The sequence below is a fragment of the Sphingomonas oligoaromativorans genome (assembly GCF_011762195.1).
Lineage (GTDB): Bacteria > Pseudomonadota > Alphaproteobacteria > Sphingomonadales > Sphingomonadaceae > Solisphingomonas > Solisphingomonas oligoaromativorans.
This window is the reverse complement of record NZ_JAASQK010000003.1, coordinates 17,080-41,339: the sequence shown is the minus strand read 5'-3', so window position 1 is coordinate 41,339 and position 24,260 is coordinate 17,080. Positions and strand designations below refer to the sequence as shown.

Annotated in this window: 23 protein-coding genes; 16 read left to right on the top strand and 7 right to left on the bottom strand. The window is 69.0% G+C overall.

Translation table 11 applies throughout. The features are described from left to right. The first annotated feature begins 112 nt into the window (after nucleotides 1–112). The 6 genes from gltX to ribH are packed head-to-tail and all read left to right on the top strand — an operon-like array spanning nucleotide 113 to nucleotide 4,950. Nucleotides 113–1,438, top strand: coding sequence for a glutamate--tRNA ligase (gene gltX / locus FHS98_RS06525; RefSeq protein ID WP_167101887.1), 1,326 nt, complete (start codon nucleotides 113–115; stop codon nucleotides 1,436–1,438). A gap of 33 nt (nucleotides 1,439–1,471) precedes the next feature. Further along, nucleotides 1,472–1,786: a hypothetical protein gene (locus FHS98_RS06520; RefSeq protein ID WP_019834133.1), complete on the top strand. Its 315-nt coding sequence runs from the start codon at nucleotides 1,472–1,474 to the stop codon at nucleotides 1,784–1,786. Nucleotides 1,787–1,829: 43 nt separating this feature from the next. Beyond that, nucleotides 1,830–2,783, top strand: coding sequence for a bifunctional diaminohydroxyphosphoribosylaminopyrimidine deaminase/5-amino-6-(5-phosphoribosylamino)uracil reductase RibD (gene ribD / locus FHS98_RS06515; protein ID WP_167102956.1), 954 nt, complete (start codon nucleotides 1,830–1,832; stop codon nucleotides 2,781–2,783). A gap of 9 nt (nucleotides 2,784–2,792) precedes the next feature. After that, nucleotides 2,793–3,410: a riboflavin synthase gene (locus FHS98_RS06510; RefSeq protein WP_167101884.1), complete on the top strand. Its 618-nt coding sequence runs from the start codon at nucleotides 2,793–2,795 to the stop codon at nucleotides 3,408–3,410. Then, entirely contained in the window at nucleotides 3,407–4,537 is a 1,131-nt protein-coding gene (gene ribB, locus FHS98_RS06505) for a 3,4-dihydroxy-2-butanone-4-phosphate synthase (RefSeq protein WP_167101881.1), read from the top strand. The genes FHS98_RS06510 and ribB overlap by 4 nt, the downstream gene beginning before the upstream one ends. Beyond that, nucleotides 4,537–4,950: a 6,7-dimethyl-8-ribityllumazine synthase gene (gene ribH / locus FHS98_RS06500; RefSeq protein WP_019834137.1), complete on the top strand. Its 414-nt coding sequence runs from the start codon at nucleotides 4,537–4,539 to the stop codon at nucleotides 4,948–4,950. Before ribB ends, ribH begins: the two co-directional genes overlap by 1 nt. A 45-nt stretch (nucleotides 4,951–4,995) precedes the next feature. On the opposite strand, the gene FHS98_RS06495 is transcribed toward ribH, so the two are convergent. Beyond that, nucleotides 4,996–6,084, bottom strand: a complete 1,089-nt coding sequence (locus tag FHS98_RS06495) for an alkene reductase (RefSeq protein ID WP_167101878.1) — start codon at nucleotides 6,082–6,084, stop codon at nucleotides 4,996–4,998. Nucleotides 6,085–6,141: 57 nt separating this feature from the next. Here FHS98_RS06495 and FHS98_RS06490 point away from each other — a divergent pair, with 57 nt between their 5' ends. The 6 genes from FHS98_RS06490 to FHS98_RS06465 all read left to right on the top strand — a co-directional run bounded on the left by FHS98_RS06490 (nucleotide 6,142) and on the right by FHS98_RS06465 (nucleotide 11,003). Next, nucleotides 6,142–7,077: a DMT family transporter gene (locus tag FHS98_RS06490; RefSeq protein WP_208402088.1), complete on the top strand. Its 936-nt coding sequence runs from the start codon at nucleotides 6,142–6,144 to the stop codon at nucleotides 7,075–7,077. 9 nt (nucleotides 7,078–7,086) lie between these two features. Continuing rightward, complete coding sequence (locus FHS98_RS06485) at nucleotides 7,087–7,755, top strand: COQ9 family protein (protein ID WP_167101875.1); 669 nt, start codon at nucleotides 7,087–7,089, stop codon at nucleotides 7,753–7,755. Between the two features lie 45 nt (nucleotides 7,756–7,800). Continuing rightward, nucleotides 7,801–8,082 carry a FeoA family protein gene (locus tag FHS98_RS06480; RefSeq protein WP_167101872.1) on the top strand — a complete coding sequence of 94 codons (282 nt, stop codon included), beginning with the start codon at nucleotides 7,801–7,803 and terminating at the stop codon, nucleotides 8,080–8,082. Further along, nucleotides 8,079–9,941, top strand: a complete 1,863-nt coding sequence (feoB, locus tag FHS98_RS06475; protein WP_167101869.1) for a ferrous iron transporter B — start codon at nucleotides 8,079–8,081, stop codon at nucleotides 9,939–9,941. The genes FHS98_RS06480 and feoB overlap by 4 nt, the downstream gene beginning before the upstream one ends. Nucleotides 9,942–9,956: 15 nt before the next feature. After that, the gene (ssb, locus tag FHS98_RS06470; protein WP_167101866.1) at nucleotides 9,957–10,487 is read left to right on the top strand and encodes a single-stranded DNA-binding protein; all 531 of its coding nucleotides are present in this window, start codon (nucleotides 9,957–9,959) and stop codon (nucleotides 10,485–10,487) included. A 111-nt stretch (nucleotides 10,488–10,598) separates the two neighbouring features. Next, nucleotides 10,599–11,003, top strand: a complete 405-nt coding sequence (locus tag FHS98_RS06465; RefSeq protein ID WP_167101863.1) for a lysozyme inhibitor LprI family protein — start codon at nucleotides 10,599–10,601, stop codon at nucleotides 11,001–11,003. On the opposite strand, the gene FHS98_RS06460 is transcribed toward FHS98_RS06465, so the two are convergent. Both FHS98_RS06460 and FHS98_RS06455 read right to left on the bottom strand, forming a co-directional pair. Next, nucleotides 11,000–11,539, bottom strand: coding sequence for a YceD family protein (locus FHS98_RS06460; protein WP_167101860.1), 540 nt, complete (start codon nucleotides 11,537–11,539; stop codon nucleotides 11,000–11,002). The genes FHS98_RS06465 and FHS98_RS06460 overlap by 4 nt on opposite strands. Beyond that, nucleotides 11,536–12,057: a ubiquinol-cytochrome C chaperone family protein gene (locus FHS98_RS06455; protein WP_167101857.1), complete on the bottom strand. Its 522-nt coding sequence runs from the start codon at nucleotides 12,055–12,057 to the stop codon at nucleotides 11,536–11,538. Before FHS98_RS06455 ends, FHS98_RS06460 begins: the two co-directional genes overlap by 4 nt. 188 nt (nucleotides 12,058–12,245) lie before the next feature. Here FHS98_RS06455 and FHS98_RS06450 point away from each other — a divergent pair, with 188 nt between their 5' ends. Beyond that, the gene (locus tag FHS98_RS06450) at nucleotides 12,246–12,713 is read left to right on the top strand and encodes an outer membrane protein assembly factor BamE (protein ID WP_243847893.1); all 468 of its coding nucleotides are present in this window, start codon (nucleotides 12,246–12,248) and stop codon (nucleotides 12,711–12,713) included. Between the two features lie 52 nt (nucleotides 12,714–12,765). On the opposite strand, the gene FHS98_RS06445 is transcribed toward FHS98_RS06450, so the two are convergent. Beyond that, nucleotides 12,766–15,021 (bottom strand): NADP-dependent malic enzyme, encoded by a 2,256-nt coding sequence (locus tag FHS98_RS06445; RefSeq protein ID WP_167101852.1) that lies wholly within the window; start codon nucleotides 15,019–15,021, stop codon nucleotides 12,766–12,768. Between the two features lie 106 nt (nucleotides 15,022–15,127). Between FHS98_RS06445 and mutS the strand changes: the two genes are divergently transcribed. From mutS to FHS98_RS06430, 3 genes are all read left to right on the top strand, one after another. Then, complete coding sequence (mutS, locus tag FHS98_RS06440; protein WP_167101849.1) at nucleotides 15,128–17,731, top strand: DNA mismatch repair protein MutS; 2,604 nt, start codon at nucleotides 15,128–15,130, stop codon at nucleotides 17,729–17,731. Between the two features lie 44 nt (nucleotides 17,732–17,775). Then, a complete protein-coding gene (locus FHS98_RS06435; protein ID WP_167101846.1) occupies nucleotides 17,776–20,532 on the top strand; it encodes a [protein-PII] uridylyltransferase in 2,757 nt (918 codons plus the stop codon). Between the two features lie 87 nt (nucleotides 20,533–20,619). Further along, a complete protein-coding gene (locus tag FHS98_RS06430) occupies nucleotides 20,620–21,261 on the top strand; it encodes a Pr6Pr family membrane protein (protein WP_167101843.1) in 642 nt (213 codons plus the stop codon). A 39-nt stretch (nucleotides 21,262–21,300) separates the two neighbouring features. Here FHS98_RS06430 and infC read toward each other — a convergent pair whose 3' ends face one another. From infC to thrS, 3 genes are all read right to left on the bottom strand, one after another. After that, the gene (gene infC, locus FHS98_RS06425; RefSeq protein ID WP_243847892.1) at nucleotides 21,301–21,810 is read right to left on the bottom strand and encodes a translation initiation factor IF-3; all 510 of its coding nucleotides are present in this window, start codon (nucleotides 21,808–21,810) and stop codon (nucleotides 21,301–21,303) included. Nucleotides 21,811–21,922: 112 nt separating this feature from the next. Continuing rightward, nucleotides 21,923–22,255, bottom strand: coding sequence for a YnfA family protein (locus FHS98_RS06420; protein WP_167101837.1), 333 nt, complete (start codon nucleotides 22,253–22,255; stop codon nucleotides 21,923–21,925). Beyond that, on the bottom strand, nucleotides 22,252–24,252 hold the full coding sequence (gene thrS, locus FHS98_RS06415; protein ID WP_167101836.1) for a threonine--tRNA ligase: 2,001 nt from the start codon (nucleotides 24,250–24,252) through the stop codon (nucleotides 22,252–22,254). The genes FHS98_RS06420 and thrS overlap by 4 nt, the downstream gene beginning before the upstream one ends. Between the last annotated feature and the right edge of the window lie 8 nt (nucleotides 24,253–24,260).

Here is a 24,260-nt window from a genome sequence, read left to right as displayed (position 1 = left end):
GGACGAATATCCCCAGCGGCACCGCTCAGGCGGGCATCTGTCCGCGCGCCTTAGCGGCGAGTCGCGCGCCTGCCAAGTTGCCGACCTGCCACAGGCTGCTAGAGAGCGCCCCATGACCGTCGTCACCCGCTTCGCGCCCTCGCCCACCGGCCGGCTCCATGTCGGCAATATCCGCACCGCTCTGGTCTGCTGGCTGGCGGCGCGGGCGGCGGGCGGGCACTTCATGCTCCGCCTCGACGATACCGATCGGGCGCGGTCGACCGAGGAATTCGTCGACGCGATCCGCGCCGATCTCGGCTGGCTTGGCCTCGTCCCCGACGGCGAGGTCCGCCAGTCGGACCGCTTCGCGCTGTACGAACGCGCCTTCGAGACGCTCCACGCCGCCGGCCGGGTCTATCCCTGCTATGAGAGCGAGGAGGAGCTGTCGATCAGGCGCAAGGTGGCGCTCGGGCGCGGCCTGCCGCCGATCTACGACCGCGCCGCGCTGAAGCTTTCGGCCGAGGAGCGGCAGGCGCTGGAGGCCGACGGCATCCGCCCGCACTGGCGCTTCAGGCTCGACGCCAAGCCGATCGAATGGACCGACCTCGTGCGCGGCCCCCAGCATTTCGAGGGCGCGGCTTTGAGCGATCCGGTGATCCGCCGCGCGGACGGGAGCTGGCTCTATCTGCTGCCGAGCGTGATCGACGATATCGACATGAAGGTGAGCCATGTCGTGCGCGGCGAGGATCATGTCGCCAACACCGCGATCCAGCTCCAGATGTTCGAGGCGCTGGGCGCCGCCGTGCCCCAGTTCGCGCACATGGCGCTGCTGGTCGGCACCGACGGCAAGCTTTCCAAGCGCGAGGGCGCGATCGGTGTCGGGCAGCTCCGCGATCAGGGGATCGAGCCGCAGGCGATGCTCGGCCTGCTGGCGCGGCTCGGCACCAGCGAGCCGGTGGTGGCGGTGGCGGCGATCGCCGAACTGATCGAGGGCTTCGCCTTTGCGCATATGGGCCGCGCGCCCGCCCGTTTCGATCCCGCGGAGCTGACGCAGCTCAACGCCAAGACGCTGCACCTCCTGCCCTATGAAGCCGTCCGCGAGCGCCTGCCCGAAGGCATAAGCGAGGCGGCATGGCTGGCGATCCGCCCGAATCTGACGACCCTGGTCGATGCCGCCGAGGGCTGGGCGATGATCGAAGGCCCCGTCCCGGCGCCCGCCTTCGAGGCCGAGGACAAGGCCTTCTGCGCCCGCGCCGCCGCCATCGCGGAAACGCTCGACTGGTCGGCCGATCCGTGGGGCCAGCTCGTCGGCGCGCTCAAGGCCGAGACGGGGCGCAAGGGCCGCGCGCTGTTCCTGCCGCTGCGTCAGGCCCTGACCGGCCGCGACCACGGGCCGGAGATGGCCGCCCTCCTCCCCCTGATCGGCAGGGATCGCGCCGTCGCGCGCCTCTCCGCCTAGCGTCCCGGCCCGAGGAGTCCTATCTTGCGCGCCATGGCCATTCCCGTTCTGTCGCGCTTTGCCGGCGCGTGGCGCGATCTGCGCGCCTTCCTGGTGACCCGCCAGCGGCATCAGATCGTCTTCGCGACTCTCTCGGTCGGCATCTGCGTGCTGCTGGTGCTGGGTTTCTACCACGACTCGAAATTCCCGTATCAGGAGCGGGTCATCTACGTCCAGAACTGGCCCGCCAACCGCACCGACGCCGAGATCATCGCCCAGCAGAAGGTCGAGCGCGCCCAGAAGCAGAAGGCGATGGCCGAGCGGCAGGCCGCCTATCGCCGCCTCGCCAAGATGACCGGCATCGAGTGATCCCACGCGGATGACCAGGGCCACCGCCGATGACGCCCGCTGGATGGCGGCAGCGGTGGCGCTGTCCGAACGCGGACGCGGGCGCACCTCGCCCAATCCCAATGTCGGCTGCCTGATCGTGAAGGACGGCCGCGTCGTCGGGCGCGGCTGGACCCAGCCCGGCGGCCGCCCCCATGCCGAGGCGATGGCATTGGCCGAGGCCGGCGCGGCGGCGGCGGGCGCCACCGTCTACGTCACGCTCGAACCTTGCGCCCACCAGAGCGCGCGCGGCCCCGCCTGTGCCGGCCTGCTGGCCGCAGCCCGCCCTGCCCGAGTCGTGGGCGCGCTGACCGATCCCGATCCGCGCACCTCGGGCGAGGGCTTCGCGCTCCTTCGCGCGGCGGGGATCGCGGTGACGGAGGCTGTCGGCGCGGACGGCGCTCGGCGCGCCATGGCGGGCTTCCTCGCCCGACAGGCGCTCGGCCGCCCGCATGTGACGCTGAAGCTCGCTACCTCGCTCGACGGGCGGATCGCGCTTCCCTCGGGCGAGAGCCGATGGATCACCGGCCCGCAGGCCCGTGCCCATGCCCATCTCGAACGCGCCCGCGCGGACATGATCGTCGTCGGTCGCGGCACCTACGAGGCCGATGCGCCGCGTCTCGACGTCCGCCTCCCCGGCCTCGACGACCGCCATCCGGCACGCTTCATCCTGACCTCCACGCGCATGGGCATCCTGCCCGAAGGCTGGGGCCTGCTCACCCGGCCCGAGGACATCGCGCTCCCCGGCGGCAATCTCGCCCTGATCGAGGGCGGCGCGGGCGCTGCGGCGGCGTTCCTCGCCGCCGATCTGGTCGACCGGCTGCTGCTCTACCGCGCGCCGATCCTGATCGGGAATGGCCTGCCCGGCATCGGCGACATCGGCCTCCACAATCTCCCCGCCGCTCATGGCCGCTGGGTTTTGGCCGATTGTCGGACGCTCGGGATCGACCGACTCGAAATCTACGAACGGCAGCGCTAGAGGCCTCCCATGTTCACCGGCATCATCACCGACATCGGCACCATCGCGAAGGTGGAGCAGCGCGGCGACCTCCGCCTCGTCATCGACAGCGGATACGACATGGGCGGCGTCGATCTCGGCGCCTCGATCGCCTGCTCGGGCGTGTGCCTCACCGTCGTCGACAAGGCGCCCGCCGGCCAGCCGGGCTGGTTCGCGGTCGACGTCTCGGGCGAGACCGTCTCGCGCACCGCGCCGGGGCTCTGGCACGAGGGCGCGCGCCTCAACCTCGAACGCGCGCTGAAGGTGGGCGACGAGCTGGGCGGCCATATCGTCACCGGCCATGTCGACGGCGTCGGCACGCTGGTGTCGGCGGTGCCCGAGGGCGATTCCACCCGCCTGCTGATCGAAGCGCCCGCCAGCCTCGCCCCCTATCTGGCGGCGAAGGGCTCGATCACGGTCGACGGCGTGTCGCTCACCGTCAACAGCGTCGAGGATCAGGCCGACGGCACCTGCCGCTTCGGGCTCAACATCATCCCGCATACGCAGGCCCTGACGACGCTCGACGCGCTGACGCCGGGCCGCCGGTTCAACCTCGAGATCGATATCCTCGCCCGCTATCTGGGCCGCATGGAGCAGCTTCGGAAATGACCCCCGAACCGTTGAAGCGTCCCCGCCACGCCTTCCTCTCCTCCACCGAGGAGATCATCGACGAAGCGCGCAACGGCCGCATGTTCATCCTCGTCGACGACGAGGACCGCGAGAATGAGGGCGATCTCGTCATCCCCGCGCAGATGGCGACGCCGGCCGCGATCAACTTCATGGCGACGCACGGCAAGGGCCTGATCTGCCTCGCGCTGGGCAAGGAGCGGGTCGACCAGCTCGGCCTCAACCTGATGAGCGCCAAGAATGGCACCCGCCACGAGACCGCCTTCACCGTCTCGATCGAAGCGCGCGAGGGCGTCACCACCGGCATCTCGGCGGGCGACCGCGCGCGCACCGTCGCGGTGGCCATCGATGCCGCCAAGGGGCCGGAGCATATCGTGACGCCGGGCCATGTCTTCCCGCTGGTGGCGCGTCCGGGCGGCGTGCTGGTCCGCGCGGGCCATACCGAGGCGGCGGTGGACGTCTCCCGCCTCGCCGGGCTCAACCCGTCGGGCGTGATCTGCGAGATCATGAAGGAGGACGGGACGATGGCCCGCCTCGACGATCTCGTCTCCTTCGCGCAGCTCCACGGCCTCAAGATCGGCACGATCCGCGACCTCATCGCCTATCGCCGCCGCCACGACCATAATGTGGAGAAGATCGCCGAGGCCCCCTTCGTCAGCCGCTGGGGCGGCGAGTGGGCCGCGATCACCTATCGCAACAAGGCGATCAATACCGAGACGCTGGCGCTGGTGAAGGGCAGGATCGATCCGTCCAAACCCACGCTCGTGCGGATGCACGCGCTCAACATCTTCGCCGACACGCTGGGCGAGGCGAGCGCGCGCGAGGGGCTGCTCGGCGCCGCCATGCAGGCGATCGCGGACGAGGGCAGCGGCGTGGTCGTGATCCTGCACCGCGACATGCCGCTCTCGCGGGTGATCCGCGCCCGCGCCGGCGAGAAAGTGCCCGAGATGAACGAGCTGCGCGACTATGGCGTCGGCGCGCAGATCCTCGCGGAGCTGGGCATCCACGACATGATCCTGCTCACCAATTCGCACCACACGCTGGTCGCGCTCGACGGCTATGGCCTGAACGTCGTGGCCGAGCGCCCCATTCCTTCGGAGACCCATTGATGGCCAAGATCCTCATCGTCGAGGCGCGCTTCTATTCGCACCTCAACGACCTGCTGCTCGAAGGCGCCCGCTCGGCGATCGAGGCCGCCGGTCACTCCCACGAGACGATCACCGTGCCCGGCGCGCTGGAAATCCCCGGCGCGATCGCGCTGGCGGCCGACCATTATGACGCCTTCGTCGCGATCGGCGTGGTGATCCGCGGCGAGACCTATCATTTCGAGATCGTGGCGGGCGAAAGCGCGCGCGCGCTGATGGCGATGACGCTCGACGGCCTCGCCATCGGCAACGGCATCCTCACCACCGAGAACGAGGCGCAGGCGCTCACCCGTGCCCGCAAGTCCGAGAAGGACAAGGGCGGCGAGGCGGCCAAGGCCGCGATCGCCATGCTCGAACTCCAGAAGAAGTTCGGCTGATAGGGAAAGGCCCCCTCCCCGCCATGGGGAGAGGGCCTTGTCCGTTCAGGCCGCCACCGTCTCCTCCGCGAGCGGATAGTCGGTATAGCCCTCGGCGCCCTGCGTGTAGAAGGTCGCCATGTCGGGCTTGTTGAAAGGCAGCCCGTCCGCGATCCGGCGGACCAGATCGGGGTTGGCGATGAACGGCCGCCCGAAGGCCACCGCATCGGCGATCCCGTCCGCCACCGCGCGTTCCGCGCTCTCGCCGGCGAAGTCCGAGTTCAGGATCAGCGCGCCGTCGAACGCCGCGCGGATCGCCGGCGCCACCACCGCCACCTCGTTCGGGCGGAAGCTGCTCTCGCCCTGCGGCTCGCGCAGTTCGAGGAAGGCGATGCCGATCTTCGACAGCGCCGCCGCCGCCGCCGGGAAGAGCGCGTGCGGATTGCTGTCGTTGGCGCCCTGCACGTCGCCGTTGGGCGACAGGCGCACGCCGGTGCGGTCCGCGCCGATCTCATCGGCCAGCGCCTGGGCCACCTCGGTGAGCAGGCGGATGCGGTTCTCGACCGGGCCGCCATAGAGGTCGTCGCGGAAGTTGGAATTGTCGCGCAGGAACTGGTCGATCAGATAGCCATTGGCAGCATGGAGCTGCACGCCGTCGAAGCCGGCCCGGATCGCGTTGCGCGCGGCGTGGCGATATTCGTCGAGCAGGCGCGGAATCTCGTGGATGGCGAGCGCGCGGGCCTCCTCATAATCCTGCTTGCCGTCATAGGTGTGCGCCTGATTGGGCGCGGTGGTGACCGAGGACGAGACCGGCTGCTGGCCGGTGACGCTCGAATGGACGACGCGGCCCATGTGCCAGAGCTGGGTGACGATCCGCCCGCCGGCCTCGTGGACGGCGTCGGTGACCGGCTTCCACGCCTCGACCTGCTCGTCGCTCCACAGGCCCGGCGCATAGGGCCAGCCGAGGCCTTCGCGGGTGATGCCGGTGCCCTCGGTGATGATGAGGCCGGCGGCGGCGCGCTGGCGGTAATAGTCGACCATGATCCCGGTCGGGACATGGGCGCGGGTGGCGCGGCCGCGGGTGAGCGGGGCCATCACGATGCGGTTGGACGCGTGAATCGCGCCAAGCTCGATCGGATCGAAAAGCGTGGGCATAAATTCAGTCTCCCTTTGCAACGGGACAAGCGTCGCAGGGCGCGTATATGGGGCGGGATGGCCCACCAACCAGACCCGCCCACCCCGATCTTCGAAGAAGAGATTCTATCGCCCGACACAGCGAAAGCTGCAACGGCGGGCGCATCGCCGCTGGCCTTCGTCGCGCTGATCGTCGGCAATGTGGTGCTGGCGATCGGGCCGTGGTTCGTGCGGATGGCCGATGTCGGGCCGGTCGCCTCGGGCTTCTGGCGGCTTGCGCTCGCGGTGCCCTTCCTGCTGCTGATCGCGCGCGCATCGGGCCAGCGCTTCGGCCGGATGCCGGGCAAGCTGTGGGCCGCGACGCTGGTCGCGGGCGTCTTCTTCGCGGGCGACCTCTCGAGCTGGCACGCCGGCATCCTCCATACCAAGCTCGCCAACGCGACCCTGCTCGGCAACATCTCCAGCTTCTTCTTCGCCGCCTACGGCTTCATCATCGCGCGCACGCTGCCGGGCCGCTGGCAGGTGGTGGCGATGGCGCTCGCGGCGTCGGGCACGGTGATGCTGCTCGGCCGCTCCTATCATCTGTCGCCGGATCATCTCCTCGGCGATCTGCTCTGCCTGATCGCGGGGCTTGCCTATACCGGCTACATGATCGCCATCGATCGGGCGCGATCCCGGCTCGGCACCTGGCCGACCCTCTCGCTCGCGACGATCGTGAGCAGCGCGCTGCTGCTGCCGGCCGCGCTCCTCATCGACGGATCGATCTGGCCCCAGCATTGGGGGCCGCTGGTGGCGCTCGCCATCGGCAGCCAGGTGATCGGGCAGGGGCTGCTCGTCTATGCGATCGGCACGCTGTCTCCGGTGGTGGTCGGGCTGGTACTGCTCTGCCAGCCGGTGGTGGCGGCGGCGATCGGCTGGGCCGCCTATGGCGAGAAGCTCGGCACGCTCGATCTCGTCGGCGCGCTCGCCATTGCCGCATCGCTGGTGCTGGTCCGCCGCGGCCGGGCGAGCTAAAGCGCTCCCATGGCCGATATCGTTCTCCCGCCCGATCCCACACTCGACGAGATGCGCGCCGCGCTCGGCGCCGCCATCCCCGCCCACGCCGTCTTCGACGGATGGCGCGACACCGCGCTGGAAAACGCCGCCCGCGCCATCGGCATCGATCCGGGCCATGCCCGCCTCGCCTTCCCCGACGGCGTGACCGGGATGATCGAGGCCTGGTACGCCAGCATCGACGCCCGACTCGCCGCCGCCTTCCCGCCCGAGCGCGTCGCCGCAATGAAGTTCCGCGACCGGATCTCCGAGCTGGTGCTCGCCCGCCTCGCGCTCGCCCGGCCCGAGAAGCAGGCCGCCCGCAGCGCCCTCGCCATCCTCGCCCAGCCCCGCAACGCCGCCACCGCCGCCAAGCTCGGCTGGCACGCGGCGGACCTGATGTGGCGACTGGCCGGCGACACCGCGACCGACCTCAACCATTACACCAAGCGCCTGACGCTTTCGGCGGTCTATGGCTCGACTTTGATGGTCTGGCTCGACGACGAAAGCGAGGGCGAGGCCGACACCCGTGCCTTCCTCGCCCGCCGGATCGAAGGCGTGATGCGCTTCGAGAAATTCAAGGCGCAGATCATCCCCCACCCCGAGCGCCGCTTCAGCATGAGCCGCTTCCTCGGCCGCCTGCGCTATCCCGCGCATTAAGGGGCGTTCCCGCACTGGCGCACCCCGGCACTAATTGATAATGACTTGCAGGGGAGTTTCTCCGTCGAAATTGGATTCGTGCCCGTGCGCCTCGATCAACTGCCACTGAACCGCCCGGCCAGAGTTTTGGCGATCGCGTGGGCGGACCTTGCCGATACCGCCGCGAAACGCCTGCGCGAACTGGGCTTTGACGAAGGCGTGACGGTGGAGGCGGTGCATGTGTCGCCGTTCGGGAAAGACCCCATCGCCTGCCGCGTCGGCCGCATGACGGTGGCGCTGCGCCGGGCGCAGGCGCAGGCCATTTCGGTGGAAGCCATCGCAGCATGAATCCGGCACCGGTGGTGGCGCTGGTCGGCAATCCCAATGCCGGCAAGAGCGCCCTGTTCAACGCGCTGACCGGCGCCCGCCAGAAGGTCGGCAATTATCCCGGCGTCACGGTCGAGCGGAAGGCCGGGCGGATGAGCCTGCCCGACGGCCGCCCGATCGAGCTGATCGATCTGCCCGGCACCTATTCGCTCGAACCCGCCTCGCCCGACGAGCAGGTGACGCGCGACGTGCTGTTCGGCAAGCAGGAGGGCGAGCGCCTGCCCGGCGCGATCCTCTGCGTGGTCGACGCGACCAACCTCGACAACCATCTCCGCTTCACGCTCCAGCTCATCGGGTTGGGGCTGCCGATCGTCGTGGCGCTCAACATGGTCGACATGGCCGAGCGCGACGGGCTCAAGATCGACGCCGCGCGGCTGTCCAGGGAACTGGGCGTCCCCGTCATCCCCACGGTCGCGGTGAGGAAGCGCGGCATCGACGAGCTGAAGGCGGCGATGGCCGGGCTGGTCGGCGATGGCGGCGTGCAGAAGATCGCGGCGGGCTCCGGCTTCCATCATGAGGATATCGTCGTCCTCCAGCGCCGCGCCCGCGCCATCGCGCTCGCCGCGACCACGGAGGAGCATGGCGCCCGCGCCTGGAGCCACCGCATCGATTCGATCGCGCTCCATCCGGTCGCCGGGCCGATCCTGCTGGCGGGGCTGCTGTTCCTGATCTTCCAGTCGGTGTTCGCCTGGGCACAGGCACCGATGGACGCGATCACCGCCGGCTTCGACCAGCTCGGCAAGTGGGTCGATACGGAGCTGCCGGCCGGCTTCGTGCGCAACCTGCTAAGCCAGGGCGTCATCAAGGGCACGGGCGCGGTCGTCACCTTCCTGCCGCAGATTCTGATCCTGTTCTTCTTCATCCTGCTGCTGGAGGCGACGGGCTATATGGTCCGCGCCGCGTTCATGATGGACCGGCTGATGGCGCGCGTCGGGCTTTCGGGCCGCGCCTTCATTCCGCTGCTGTCGAGCTTCGCCTGCGCGGTGCCCGGCATCATGGCGACCCGCACCATCGACGATCCCAAGGATCGCCTCACCACCATCCTGATCGCGCCGCTCACCACCTGCTCCGCGCGGCTGCCGGTCTACACGCTCATCATCGGCGCCTGCATCCCGGCGAAGCAGGTGCTGCCGGGGGTCGGCCTGCAGGGGCTGGTGCTGTTCGGGCTCTACATCCTCGGCATCGTCGGCGCGCTGCTCGCCGCGCTGGTGCTGCGGCGGACGGTCACCAGGGGGCCGAGCCATGGCTTCATGATGGAGATGCCCAAATATCAGAGGCCGTCGCTCCGCGACGTCGGGCTGGGGCTGTGGGCGCGCTGCCTGATCTTCCTGAAGCGCGCGGGCACGATCATCCTCCTGTCCAACATCATCCTGTGGGTGCTGGCCTCCTATCCGGTGGCGCCGGCGGGGCAGAAGCAGACCGAATATTCGATCGCCGGCCGCATCGCCTCGGGCATCGAGGTCGTGGTCAAGCCGATCGGGTTCAACCACAATATCGCGCTGGCCCTTCCGCCCGCGATGGCGGCGCGCGAAGTGGCTGTGGCCGCGCTCGCCACCACCTACGCGATCGATGCCGGCGACAATGAGGATGCGACCGATCAGGCCCTTTCGGGCAAGCTCGGCCGCGACTGGTCGCTGCCGACCGCGCTGGCCTTCCTGATGTGGTTCGTCTTCGCCCCTCAATGCCTCTCGACGATCGCCGTCACGCGGCGCGAAACGAATGGGTGGAAATGGCCCGCCTTCATGGTTAGCTACCTCTTCGTACTCGCCTATGTCGCGTCGGGCCTCACATTCTGGATCGCGACCTGGGCTGGCCTTTAACGGAGAATATTTGCCATGGCCGGCGTCAACAAAGTCATCCTCGTCGGCAATCTGGGGCAAGACCCCCAGTCGCGCAGCTTCCAGAACGGCGGCAAGGTGGTGAACCTGCGCATCGCCACCTCCGAAACCTGGAAGGACCGCAACACCGGCGAGCGCAAGGAGCGCACCGAGTGGCATTCGGTCGCGATCTTCAACGAGGGCCTCGCCAACACGGCCGAACGCTATCTGCGCAAGGGCTCGAAGGTCTATATCGAGGGCCAGCTCCAGACCCGGAAGTGGCAGGACAATAACGGGCAGGACCGCTACACGACCGAGATCGTGCTCCAGGGCTTCAACGGCTCGATGGTGATGCTCGACGGCCCCGGCGGCGGCCAGGGCGGTGGTGGCGGCGGCTTTGGCGGCGGGTCGCGCTCCGGCGGCGGCGACGAATGGGGCCAGGGCGGCGACGATTTCGGCGGCGGATCGCGCGGCGGCAGCTCGGGTGGCGGCGCCTCGCGCCCCGGCAGCGCGTTCGACAGCGATCTGGACGACGACGTCCCGTTCTGAGTCCGTCGACCAGCCTGGCCCGGTTTCCTCTCCTCCTCATGATCCGGGTGCCGTTGCGGCCGCGCCCGGATCATGCGACGACGAGACGTGTCGTTGCGAAGGGGGATCGAAATGCGTTCCTTGTCCTTGGCTTTGGTGGCGTCCCTGCTGGCCGTTCCGGCCCATGCCGCGCTACCGGCGAAATCCGGTGACATGCAGCTCGATCGCTGCCTTGCCCACAGCCCGCGGACGGCGATCGGCGTTTCCCATGTCCTCGATTGCTATCGCGCGGCGCAGCTCCGCATCGATACGGCGCTGGCGGCCGAGCGGCGCGTGATCGTCGCCAAGCTCCGCGCCGATCGGGCGTCCCAGGCGACGCTCACCGCCGGCGAGGCGGCGTGGGCCGGCTATCGCGACAAATGGTGCGCCTTCGAGGCGACGGCCGAGCGCGATTCCGGCTCGCGGGAGGCGACCGGGCTCGAATGCCGGGTCGAGCTGAGCCAGGCCCACCTCACCCGGCTGAGGGACGCCTATTAATCCTCCTTGAGGGACTTGAGCGCGGCGAAGGGGCTCGTCTCCCGCCGCTGCGCCTCGGCCTCCTCCTCGCTGGCGACGCCAGCCGCCCGGAGCCGTGCGTCGGCGTCCGCCACGCGCGGGAAGGGATCGAGCGCCAGCGCGAAGCCCTGCGCCACCGCCTCGCCCAGATCGATCGTGCCGCCTTCGTAGGTCAGCAGGTCGAGGTCCGACTCCTCCAGTTCCAGCTCATCCTCGGCGGCGGCACCGCCCTCGGGATCGAAGCGCAGCGAGAAAGGCTCGTCGATCCGCGCCCGGATCGGATCGCCGGTGGCGACGCAGCTCTGCACGGCCCTGGCGCGGATGCGGCCTTCCGCCCACACCCGCTCGCCCTCGCGGCGGATCGTGGCGTCCGCTTCCAGTGCATCGATCGAGACGAGGCCGAAGCGCGCCGCCAAAGCCGCCCGTTCCGCCTCGTCCGCCTCGATATGGACCGCGCGCGGTTCGCCGCCGATGCCGTCGAGACGGAACGGACGGGCGAATTCGGGGGCCTTGTTCATGCGATTTCTCCGGTCAGGATCTGGGCGAGGTCGCGCGCCGCCAGCGCCGCCACCAATGCCCTGAGCCCCTGCTCGACATGGGCGCGCGCCGCAACCGGCACGTCGGCCCCCCGGTGGATATTGCGGTCGATCGCCCCGGCGAGATCGCCCCCCTCCGCCAGCCCTTCGCGATAGGCGGTGAGGCGCCCGCCGAGCTGGCTCATCATCCGCCCGACATGCTTGCCCACCACCAGATCGCCGATGCCGCGCTGGCGGAGCTGCCCGTCCATGTCGCTGATGAACAGCTCGGTCACCCGCGCCGACGATTCGCGCGCCGGCTCACCCAGCGTCTCCAGGCGAAGCAGCAGCAGTGCCAGCACCGTCGACACCATGTCGAACCGGCCGTCGATCGTGTCGGGAACCGCGCCGTCCCGATACCAGTGCGGCAGGCGCGCCCGCGCGACAACCGACGCATAGAGCGGGGCGAACGCGTCCGCGTCGATCCGTGGCCCCAGGATACGCTTGAAGAGTGTGACCAATTCCGCCTGCCCCGTTCGCTGTCCATCTGCCCCATGCCGCCTTGTGCGGCGCGTGCTCACGGCATATTGAGCGGCTGGACCGCCGATGCAATGGCGCTTGATCTTGGGCCGGCAGGCGGTCGGACGGGGGGACTCCCCGGTGTGTGGAGGAGATGCGAATGACGGCCAGCAAGCGTCGCGTTGGGGTGATGGCCACGGCCGCCCTCGCGCTGGCCGCGGGTCTTTCGGGTTGCGCGGAAGTGCGCGGCCATCAGGGCTATGTGGTGGACCGCGCCCTGGTCGCCTCGGTGCAGCCGGGTGTCGATAACCGCGAATCCGTGCAGAAGACGCTGGGCGACCCCAGCTTCGCCGCGCAGTTCGACGACGGCACATGGTATTATGTGTCGCGCTCCACGCAGCAATTCTCGTTCGGCCAGCCCAAGCCGGTCGCGCAGCTCGCGCTGGCGGTGCATTTCGACAAGGCCGGCGTCGTGACCGGCGTGGACCGCACGGGGCTCGACCAGATCTCCACCATCCACCCGTCGGCCGACAAGACGCCGACGCTGGGCCGCAAGCGCAGCCTGTTCCAGGAGCTGTTCGGCAATATCGGCGCGGTGGGCGCGGCGGCGACGCAAGGCCCGACCTCGGACAACCCGACCGGCGGCTCGCGCCCCTAAGGCGCGTAGCTTGCCCCTGCGCGCCACCGGGACGCGCAGGGGCCGACATCGCCTAGCGGGCGATCCCGGCGGCGGCGAGCACCGCCAGCGTCACCAGTTCCGACGCGGTCGACGTCATCGAGGCGATCTGCACCGGCTTGTCCATGTTGACGAGCATCGGCCCGATCATCGCGTCGCCGCCCAGCTCCTTCAGCAGCTTGGCCGAAAGGTTCGCCGACTGGAGCCCCGGCATGACCAGGATGTTCGCCGGGCCGGACAGACGGCTGAACTCGTAATATTGCTTCATCTTCGGGTTGAGCGCGATGTCCGGCGCCATCTCGCCCTCATATTCGAAGCTCACCCCGCGCCCGTCGAGCACGGCCACCGCCTCGCGGATATTGCCGAGCCAGTCGCCGGTCGGGTTGCCGAAGGTCGAATAGGAGAGGAAGGCCACGCGCGGCTCCTGCCCCATGCGGCGGGCGACCTCGGCGGTCTGCTCGGCGATGTCGGCGAGCTGCTCGGCGGTGGGCCGCTCGATCACCGTCGTGTCGGCGATGAACACCGAATGATTGCGGCCGACCAGCAGGTGGATGCCGAACGGATGATGCCCCGGCGCGCAGTCGATCACCCGGCGCACTTCGTTCAGCGTCTGGCGGAAATGGCGGGTGACGCCCGTCACCATCACGTCGGCCAGCCCCATCTCGACCATCAGCGCGCCGAAGATGTTGCGGTCGCGGTTGACCATCCGCTCCACGTCGCGGCGCAGGAAGCCCTTGCGGCTGAGCTTCTCGTAGAGCCGGTCGACCATCTCGGCCCGGAACGGGGCGCGGCGGCTGTTGTGCAGCTCGAAGCCGGAGGGATCGTCGACGCCCAGCGCCTTCAGCCGGTCATGCACATCGTCATGGCCGACCAGCACCGGGATGCCGTAGCCGCCCTGCTGGAAGGCGATGGCGGCGCGCAGCACCACCTCCTCCTCGCCTTCCGCGAACAGCACGCGCTTGGGGTTGGCGCGCGCCGTCTCATAGACCGAGGTGAGTACCGAGGTGGTCGGGTTGAGCCGCGCCTTCAACTGCTCGCGATAGGCGGCCATGTCGGCGATCGGCTTGCGCGCGACGCCGGTGTCCATCGCCGCCTGCGCCACCGCCGACGGCACCAGCTCGATCAGGCGCGGATCGAACGGCGCGGGGATGATATAGTCCGGCCCGAAGCTGTGCGCGACGCCGTACGCCGCCGCCACTTCCTCCGGCACCTGCTGGCGCGCGAGATCGGCGAGCGCCTTCGCCGCCGCGACCTTCATCTCCTCGTTGATCGTCGTCGCCCGCACATCGAGCGCGCCGCGGAAGATGAAGGGGAAGCCCAGCACATTGTTGACCTGGTTCGGATAGTCCGACCGGCCGGTGGCGATGATCGCGTCCGGGGCGGCCTCCAGCGCGTCCTCGGGCAGGATTTCCGGGTCCGGGTTGGCCATGGCGAAGATGATCGGCTTGGGGGCCATCTTCCTCACCATCGCCTTGGTGAGCGCGCCCGCGACCGAGAGGCCGAAGAACACGTCCGCGCCCTCGATCGCCTCGTCCAGCGTGCGGGCCGTGGTTTCGGCGGCATGGGCCGACTTCCACTGGTTCATGCCCTCGGTGCGGCCCTTGTAGATCACGCCCTTGGAATCGCAGAGGATGACGTTGTTGGGCTTCACGCCGAGCGCCTTGGCCAGCTCGGTGCAACTGATCGAGGCCGCGCCCGCGCCGTTGACGACGATCTTCAAGTCCTCCAGCCGGCGCCCGGTCAGGTGGGCGGCGTTGATGAGGCCGGCGGCCGAGATGATCGCGGTGCCGTGCTGGTCGTCATGGAAGACCGGGATGTTCATGCGTTCGCGCAGAGTCTGCTCGATCACGAAGCATTCGGGCGCCTTGATATCCTCGAGGTTGATGCCGCCGAAGCTCGGCTCCATCAGCTCGACCGCGTCGATGATGCGGTCGACATCCTCGGTCGCCAGTTCGAGGTCGATCGAATCGATGTCGGCGAAGCGCTTGAACAGCACCGCCTTGCCTTCCATCACCGGCTTCGACGCCAGCGCGCCGAGATTGCCGAGGCCGAGGATCGCCGTGCCGTTCGAGATGACGGCCACCAGATTGCCCTTGGCGGTATAGTCGTAGGCGGTGTCGGGATCGGCGGCGATCGCCTTCACCGGAACCGCGACGCCCGGCGAATAGGCCAGCGCCAGATCGCGCTGGGTCGCCATCGGCTTGGTGGCGACGATCTCGATCTTGCCGGGCCGGCCCTGCGAATGGAACAGCAGCGCCTCGCGCTCGGAAAACTGTAGGCGCTCGGCCATGGACGTCTCTCCCGATGTTCGTTTTGGCCCCAATGCGGCATCGGACCCCGCGCCACAAGGCAAAGCGTCTTCTCATTTTCACGAAAGCCGATATCGACGCCTGACGATGGCAACCGCAGCAGCACAGGCCGGCGCGCAGACGCCGATGATGGCGCAATATCACGGGCTGAAGGCGGAAGCGCCGGATTGCCTGCTGTTCTATCGCATGGGCGATTTCTTCGAGCTGTTCTTCGAGGACGCCAAGGTGGCCGCCGCCTGCCTCGACATCGCGCTCACCCAGCGCGGCGACGGCGTGCCGATGTGCGGCGTGCCGATCCATGCCGCCGACGCCTATCTGGCGCGGCTCATCAAGGCGGGGCATCGCGTCGCCGTCGCCGAGCAGGTCGAGACGCCCGAGCAGGCCAAGAAGGCGCGCGGTTCCAAGGCGCTGGTGGCGCGCAAGATCATCCGTCTGGTCACCGCCGGCACGCTGACCGAGGAGACGCTGCTCGACTCTCGCAGCGCCAACTGGCTTGTCGCGCTCGTCGAGCAAGGCGGGCGGGTCGGCCTCGCGGCGGCGGATATTTCGACGGGGCGCTTCGAACTGGCATCGGTGGCGGCGACTTCGCTCGATGCGGAGCTGGCGCGACTGGGGCCGTCCGAGGTGGTGGTGCCTGAGGGCACGGAGATCGGGCGGGAGGATGCCGTCACCGCGATCCGCTCGACCTTTGCCAGCGCCGAGGGCGAGCGCCTCCTGAAAGCCCGATTCGGCGTGGCGACGCTGGATGGCTTCGGCCAGTTCGACCGGCCCGCGCTGGCGGCGGCGGGCGGTCTGCTCGCCTATCTCGACCGCGCCGCGCAGGGGGGCACGACCTTCCTCCAGCCCCCCGCCCCGCGCACCGCCGAAGATCATATGGCGATCGACGCCGCGACGCGCGAAAGCCTCGAACTGACGCGCACCCAGTCCGGCGATCGCAAGGGCAGCCTGCTCGACAGCGTCGACCGCACCGTCACCGGTGCCGGTGCCCGCCTGCTCGCCGCCGACATCTCGGCGCCGCTTCATGACGCCATCGCCATCGAAGCCCGGCTGAATCTGGTCGGCCGCTTCGTCGAGGACGGCGGATTGCGGGATCGGCTGCGGGGATCGCTCCGGGCGTTGCCCGATATCGGGCGCGCGCTGGGTCGCCTCGTGGCCGGACGCGGCTCGCCCCGCGATCTCGGACAGCTCCGCGACGGCCTCGCAGGCGCGCGCGATCTTCACGAGCTGCTCGATCGCCTCGAAGGGCCGCCCGCGCTTCTGGCGGCCCTGCTGCCGAGCCTGCGCGGCCATGGCGCGCTGGTCGACAAGCTCGGCCACGCCCTCGTCCAGACCCCGCCGATCGACGCTTCGGACGGCGGCTTCATCGCGGAAGGGTTCGACGCGGCGCTCGACGATCTGCGCGGCCTCGCCGGAGACGGCCGCCGCGCCATCGCCGCGCTGGAGGCCAGATATCGCGAGCAGACCGGCATTTCCGGCCTCAAGATCCGCCATAATGGCGTGCTCGGCTATCATATCGAGGTCGGCGCCAAGTTCGCCGATCCGCTGATGAAGGCGGAATCGGGCTTCACCCACCGCCAGACACTGGCCGGTGTCGTCCGCTTCAACGCGACCGAGCTGCACGAGCTGGCGACGAAGGTATCACAGGCCGGCGCCCACGCGCTCGCTGCCGAGCAGGCGCATCTGGAGGAGCTGATCGACCTCGCCCTCTCGCACCGCGACCCCATCGCCGCCACCGCCGACGCCATCGCGCGGCTCGATGTCTCGGCGGCGCTCGCCGAGCGCGCCATCGAGGGCGGCTGGTGCCGCCCCGAAGTCGTGCCGGAGGCCTGCTTCGAGGTGGAAGGCGGCCGCCACCCCGTCGTCGAGGCCGCCGTCGCCGCCACCGGCGAGCGCTTCGTCGCCAACGACTGCACGCTCACGGAAGCATCGCGCCTGTGGCTCGTCACCGGCCCCAATATGGGCGGTAAATCGACCTTCCTGCGCCAGAACGCGCTGATCGCGGTGCTGGCGCAGGCAGGGAGCTATGTACCGGCGAACATCGCCAAACTCGGGCTCGTCGACCGACTGTTCAGCCGCGTCGGCGCCTCGGACAACCTCGCGCGCGGGCGCTCGACCTTCATGGTCGAGATGATCGAGACCGCCGCGATCCTCTCGCAGGCGACGGAGCGCTCCTTCGTCATCCTCGACGAGGTGGGGCGCGGCACCTCCACCTATGACGGCCTCGCCATCGCCTGGGCGGTGGTGGAGGCGGTGCATGAGGCGAACCGCTGCCGCTGCCTGTTCGCGACGCACTATCATGAGCTGACGCGGCTGGCCGAGCGGCTCGACGCGCTCTCGCTCCATCATGTCCGCGCCAAGGAGTGGAAGGGCGATCTCGTCCTCCTCCACGAGCTGGCGCAGGGGGCTGCGGATCGCAGCTACGGCCTCGCGGTGGCGCGGCTGGCGGGGCTTCCCAAGCCCGTGCTGGCGCGTGCCAAGGATGTGCTGGCGCGGCTGGAGAAGGGCCGCGAGAAGACCGGCGGGATCGCGGCGGGGCTCGACGAACTCCCGCTCTTCGCCGCCGCCGTCGAGCGCGAGGCGGAGGCCGTCGATCCGCTGCGCGAGGCGCTCGGCGCGGTCGACGCCGATGCGCTCAGCCCGCGCGAGGCGCTGGAGCTGGTCTATCGGCTGAAAGGCCTCGCCACGGGCTGAACGCGAGGCTGGCGCTCCCCCGCCAAGGCGTTACATCTTGGGCCATGGTCTCCCGTTTCGAAAGCCTGCCCAGCCGCCGCGCTATCGTCGATCGCCGCAAGCTCGCCGACGCGATCGCGGCGCTGCCCGACGATCCCGCGACGCTCAAGCGCGAGGCGACGCTGCTGCTGCGCGACGCGCTCACCAAGGGCCGCGAGGAGATCGCGCGACGCCTCTCCGAACATCCGTCGCGCGGGCATGAGACGGCGGCGAGCTACGCCTTCCTCACCGATCAGATCCTGCGCATCACCTTCGATCTCGCCACCGACCGGCTGCTCCCGTTCAGCAACCGCACGACCGGCGAGCGGCTGACGCTGATGGCCGTCGGCGGCTATGGCCGCGCCGAGATGGCGCTCCATTCGGACGTCGACATCGCCTTCCTCACCCCCTGGAAGCAGACCGCCTGGGCCGAGCAGGTGATCGAGACGATCCTCTATCTGCTGTGGGATCTGGGCCTCAAGGTCGGCCATTCGAGCCGCTCGCTCGACGAGATGGTGAAGATGTCGAAGGCCGATCTCACCATCCGCACCGCGCTTCTGGAAGGTCGCTTCATCTGGGGCGACGCCCAACTTTATGACGAGGCGAAGAAGCGCTTCGAAGTCGAGGTGATGCAGGGGACGGCCCGCACCTTCGTCACCGAGAAGCTCGCCGAGCGTGACGAGCGCCACCACCGGATGGGTGACAGCCGCTATGTGGTCGAGCCCAACTGCAAGGAGGGCAAGGGGGGCCTGCGCGATCTCCACACGCTGTTCTGGATCGGCAAATATATGTTCGAGGTGCGCTCCGTGCCCGAGCTGGTCGATGCCGGGCTGCTCACCCGCGAGGAGCTGAAGCAGTTCCAGCGCGCCGACAATTTCCTGTGGGCGGTGCGCTGCCACCTCCACATCCTCGCGCGCCGCGCCGAGGACCGGCTGACCTTCGACCTCCAGCGCGATGTCGCCCACCGGATGCGCTACAATGATCGCCCCGGCCGATCGGCGGTCGAGCGGTTCATGCAGCATTATTTCCTGACGGCGAAGATGGTGGGCTCGCTCACCGGCGTCTTCCTCGCCCATCTCGACGAGGCCTCCGCGCGCAAGGGCCGCCGCTTCGCGATGCCCGCGATCATCAGTCGCCGGCGCCCGCGCAAGCTCGACGGCTTCGTGATCGAACGCGGCCGCCTCGCCACGCCCTCGGACGACTTCTTCGCCGAAGACCCGGTGCGCCTGATCGAGCTGTTCGCCCTCGCCGACCGGCACGGGCTGGAGATTCACCCGCTCGCCATGCGCCAGGCCTCGCGCGACGCCAAGATGGTGGACGGCGTGCGCGACGATCCGCGCGCCAATGCCCTCTTCATGGACGTGCTGACCAGCCCGCGCACCCCCGGCATGGTGCTGCGATGGATGAACGAGGCGGGCGTGTTCGGCCGCTTCATGCCCGATTTCGGCCGCGTCGTGGCGCAGATGCAGTTCGACATGTACCACCATTTCACGGTGGACGAGCACACCATCCACGCCATCGAGCTGCTCAACCGCATCGAGAAGGGCGAACTGATCGCCGACCATCCGATCGCGACCGAGCTGACCCACCAGATCGTCGCGCGGCGCGTCCTTTATGTCGCCGTGCTGTTCCACGACATCGCCAAGGGGCGGGGCGGCGACCATTCGGTGCTCGGCGCCGAGGTGGCGAGGAAGCTCGGGCCGCGCCTCGGCCTCACGCCCGCCGAGACGGAGATGGTGGCGTGGCTGGTCGCCAAGCATCTGCTGATGTCCGCCACCGCCTTCAAGCGCGACCTCTCCGACTTCAAGACCATCCTCGATTTCGCCGAGCAGGTGCAGTCGCCGGAGCGTCTGCGGCTTCTCCTGCTGCTCACCATCGTCGATATCCGCGCCGTCGGGCCGGGCGTGTGGAACGGCTGGAAGCGCCAGCTTCTCGGCGATCTCTACGAGGCGGCCGAAGAGGTGATCCGCCTCGGCCACAAGCAGAAGGGCCGCCGCGAGCGGATCGAGGGCAAGCAGGCGCAGGTCCGCACCGCGCTCGGCTGGACGGAGGCGCGCTTCGCCGCCTTCGCCGAGCGGATGCCGGACAGCTATTGGGTCGCCGAGGCGCCCGATATCCTCGAAGCCAATGCCCGCGCCATCGCCGAGGCGGATGCGGAAAACAGTTCGCTCGCCATCACCACCACCGCCGATCCCGCGCGCGAGGCGACGCTGGTGGCGGTCTATGCGGCGGACCATCCCGGCCTGTTCTACCGCATCGCCGGCGCGATCCATGTGGCGGGCGGCAACATCATCGACGCGCGCATCCACACCACCCGCGACGGCATGGGCGTCGACAATTTCCTCGTGCAGGATCCGTTCGGCCGCCCCTTCGACGATCCCGAGCGGCTGGTCCGCCTGCGCGCCGCGATCGAGGATGCGCTCGCCAACCGCACGCGCCTCGCCGACCGGCTGGCCGCCAAGCCGCTGCCGCGCATCCGTGCCGACGCCTTCGACATCGAGCCGGTGGTGCTGATCGACAACAAGGCCTCCAACCGCTTCACCGTGATCGAGGTCAACGCCCGCGACCGGCCTGCGCTGCTCCATGCGCTGGCCTATGCGCTGTTCCAGTCGAAGGTGACGATCCATTCCAGCCACGTCGCCACCTATGGCGAGCGCGCGGTCGACACCTTCTACCTGACCGATCTGACCGGCGACAAACTGTCAGGCACGCAGCGGCTGAAATCGCTCGAACGGCGCCTGCTCGCCGCGGCGGCGGGAGAGGCGTTGACCGAGGCGGCCTGACCGCCGGGAGGGGAAGACGATGGGCGTCACGGGAATCGGCGGACTTTTCGATCTGGCGGCGGGCGTCGATCGGGGCGAGGCCGGAGCATGAGCCTCCCCCGGCTCTGGCACGCGGTGACGGCGCTGCTGGCGCTCGCCGGGCTCGGCATCGAATATAAGGTGACGATCGACGGCCATCCGGGGCGGCTTGCGGAACGGACGCTGATCTATCTGAGCTTCTTCACCATCCTCACCAACGCGCTGGTGATGGCGGCGAGCTTCGGCCTCGCGCAACGGAAGGGGGCGCTCCACCGCTGGGCGCGGCGGCCGACGACGCGGACGGCCGTGTCGGTCTACATCACGGTGGTGGCGGTGATCTTCCAGCTCCTGCTGGCGAAGCTCGTCCACCTGACGCCGCTCGGCTGGTGGGGCAATCTGCTCGTGCATCAGCTCGTGCCGGCCCTGTGGCTGGGCGGATGGGTGCTGTTCCACCCGCATGGCGGGATCGGGCGGACGGCGCACTGGCGCTGGCTGATCTATCCGCTCGCCTATGGCGGCTGGACGATCGCCCACGGAGCGATGACGGGCTGGTATCCCTATCCGTTCCTCAACGTCACGAAGCTGGGGGCGCCGCGCGTGGGCGTCAACATGGCGCTGATGGCGCTGTTCTTCGCGGGGCTGGGCCTCGCCTTCCGCTGGATGGACGAGACGCTCGCCACCCACCTGCCCCGCCACCGGGCGCGGGGCTGAGCGGGGTCCGGCGCATCGCCCGGACCCCGGACATCAGGCTTATTTCGGCGCGATGACCATCAGCATCTGACGGCCTTCCATGCGCGGGAACTGCTCGACCTTGGCGATCTCCGCCGTGTCGGCCTGCACGCGCTGGAGCACCTGCATACCAAGCTGACCATGCGCAAGCTCGCGGCCACGGAAGCGCAGGGTGCATTTCACCTTGTCGCCCTCGCCGATGAACTCGAAGATCTTCTTCATCTTGGTCTGATAATCGTGATCGTCGATGTTCGGACGCATCTTGATCTCTTTGATCTCCTGCGTCTTCTGGCTCTTGCGGGCGAGGTTGGCCTTCTTCTGCGCCTCGTACTTGTGCTTGCCCACATCGAGGAACTTGCACACGGGCGGATCGGCGTTCGGAGAAACCTCGACCAGGTTGAGGCCCATCTCATGCGCCTGCTCGATCGCCTCGCGCGTGTACATCACGCCCAGATTCTCGCCCGCCTCATCGATCACGCGCACCTTGGGCACGTTGATGAATTCATCAAAGCGGGGGCCATTCAGAGGCATCGGGGGCGCGCCCAGCGGGCGGCGCATCATCGGCGGTCGTATAGCGGCTTCTCCTGTTTGTAGCCCGAACGGGGGCGATATAGTGATTCACGAGCCAGAACGGAAGCCGTACTCAACGCCGCCCGACAAGGATCACCACACATCCTGCGAGGCATAGTAGCACGCCCGCCACATCTGCGCGCGTTACTGGCACCCGTTCGACCAGAACCATCCATCCCACGGCGCACAACACATAGATGCCGCCATAGGCCGCATAGGCCCGCCCCGCCGCCGCCGGTTCGGAGAGCGTGAGCAGCCAACCGAACAGGCAGAGCGAGGCGATGCCGGGCACGAGCCACAAGGGACTCGCGCCGGATCGCATCCAGCTCCAGAAGGCGAAGCAGCCCCCGATTTCGGCGAGGGCTGCGGCCAGATAGACCGCGAGAGTCGGCGCGACGCCGATCAACGCGCGAGATCGGGCGCCAGCGCTTCTCGGGCGAGCCGCTCGACCAGCGCGTCGAGGCCGATCACCTCCTGCCTCGCGTCCGCACCGAGCGGACGGAGCGCGACGGTGCGCTCCTCCGCCTCGCGCTTGCCCAGCACCAGCAGATACGGAACCTTCGCGAGGCTGTGCTCCCGCACCTTGTAGTTGATCTTCTCGTTGCGCAGGTCGGTCTCGACGCGGATGCCGGCGGCGCGCAGCGTTGCGGCCACTTCCTCGGCATAGCCGTCGGCGTCCGACACGATCGTCGCCACCACCGCCTGCACCGGCGCCAGCCAGAGCGGGAACTTGCCGGCATGATGCTCGATCAGGATGCCGATGAAGCGCTCGAACGTGCCGAGGATCGCGCGGTGGAGCATCACCGGGCGGTGACGGTTGCCATCCTCGCCGACATAGGACGCATCGAGACGCTCGGGCAGCACCGTGTCGGCCTGGATCGTGCCGACCTGCCACGTCCGGCCGATCGCGTCGGTCAGGTGGAATTCGAGCTTGGGCGCATAGAAGGCCCCCTCGCCCGGCAGCTCCTCCCAGCCGAACGCCTCGGTCGCGCGGCCCGAGGCGGCGACGGCGTCGCGCAGCGTCTGCTCGGCCTTGTCCCACATCTCTTCCGAGCCGAAGCGCTTCTCGGGGCGCAGCGCCAGCTTGATCGCATAGCTGTCGAAGCCGAGATCCTTGTAGACGCTGTCGAGCAGGTCGCAGAACTGGCTGATCTCGGCGACGAGTTGGTCCTCGCGCACGAAGATATGCGCGTCGTCCTGCGTGAACTGGCGGACGCGCATGATGCCGTGCAGCGCGCCGTGCGGCTCGTTGCGGTGGCAGCAGCCGAACTCGGCCATGCGGATCGGCAGGTCGCGATAGGACTTGATCCCCTGACGGAAGATCAGGACGTGCGCCGGGCAGTTCATCGGCTTCAATGCCATCAGGTCGCCCTCGCCGGAGAGGACGGGACCGTCCTCGTCGGTGTTCGGAATCTCGTCCGGCACGACGAACATGTTCTCGCGATACTTGCCCCAATGGCCGGACTGCTCCCACTGGCGCGCGTCCATGAGCTGCGGGGTCTTCACCTCGACATAGCCCGCGCCGTCGAGCCGGCGGCGCATATAGGCTTCGAGCTGGCGCCACAGGATGAAGCCGTTGGGATGCCAGAACACCGAGCCCTGTGCCTCGGACTGGAGGTGGAACAGGTCCATCTCCTGCCCGATCTTGCGGTGATCGCGCTTGGCGGCCTCCTCGAGGCGCGTCAGGTGCTGGTCGAGCTGCTTCTTGTTGAGCCAGCCCGTGCCGTAGATGCGCGACAGCATCGCGTTCTTCTGGTCGCCGCGCCAATAGGCGCCCGAGACGCGCGTCAGCTTGAAGGCCTGCGGGTCGAGCTTGCCGGTCGAGGCCAAGTGCGGGCCACGGCACATGTCGAGCCAGTCGCCGCCCGACCAATAGACCGTCAGCTCCTCATGCTCGGGCAGTTCGGCGGCCCATTCGGCCTTGAAGGTCTCGCCCTCGGCCGTCCAGCGCGCGATCAGCGCCTCGCGGGTCCAGACCTCGCGGCGGAGCGGCTTGTCGGCGGCGATCAGCTTGCGCATCTCGGCCTCGATCGCGGGCAGATCCTCCTCGGTGAAGGGGCGGTCCTTGGGCGCGAAATCATAATAGAAGCCGTCGTCCGTCGCCGGGCCGAAGGTGATCTGCGTGCCGGGGAACAGGTTCTGCACCGCCTCGGCGAGCAGATGCGCATAATCGTGCCGGGCGAGTTCGAGCGCATCGGCCTCGTCCTTCGCCGTCACCAGCGCGAGCTTCGCGTCGGCTTCCAGCGGGCGCGTGATGTCGCGCAGCTCGCCGTCCACGCGCGCCGCGATCGCCGCCTTGGCGAGGCCCGGCCCGATCGCCGCCGCGATGTCCGCCGGGGTAGTCCCCGGAGCCACCTCACGGACGGAACCGTCGGGCAGCGTGATCTTGAGCATCGCGGACATGGGAAAGA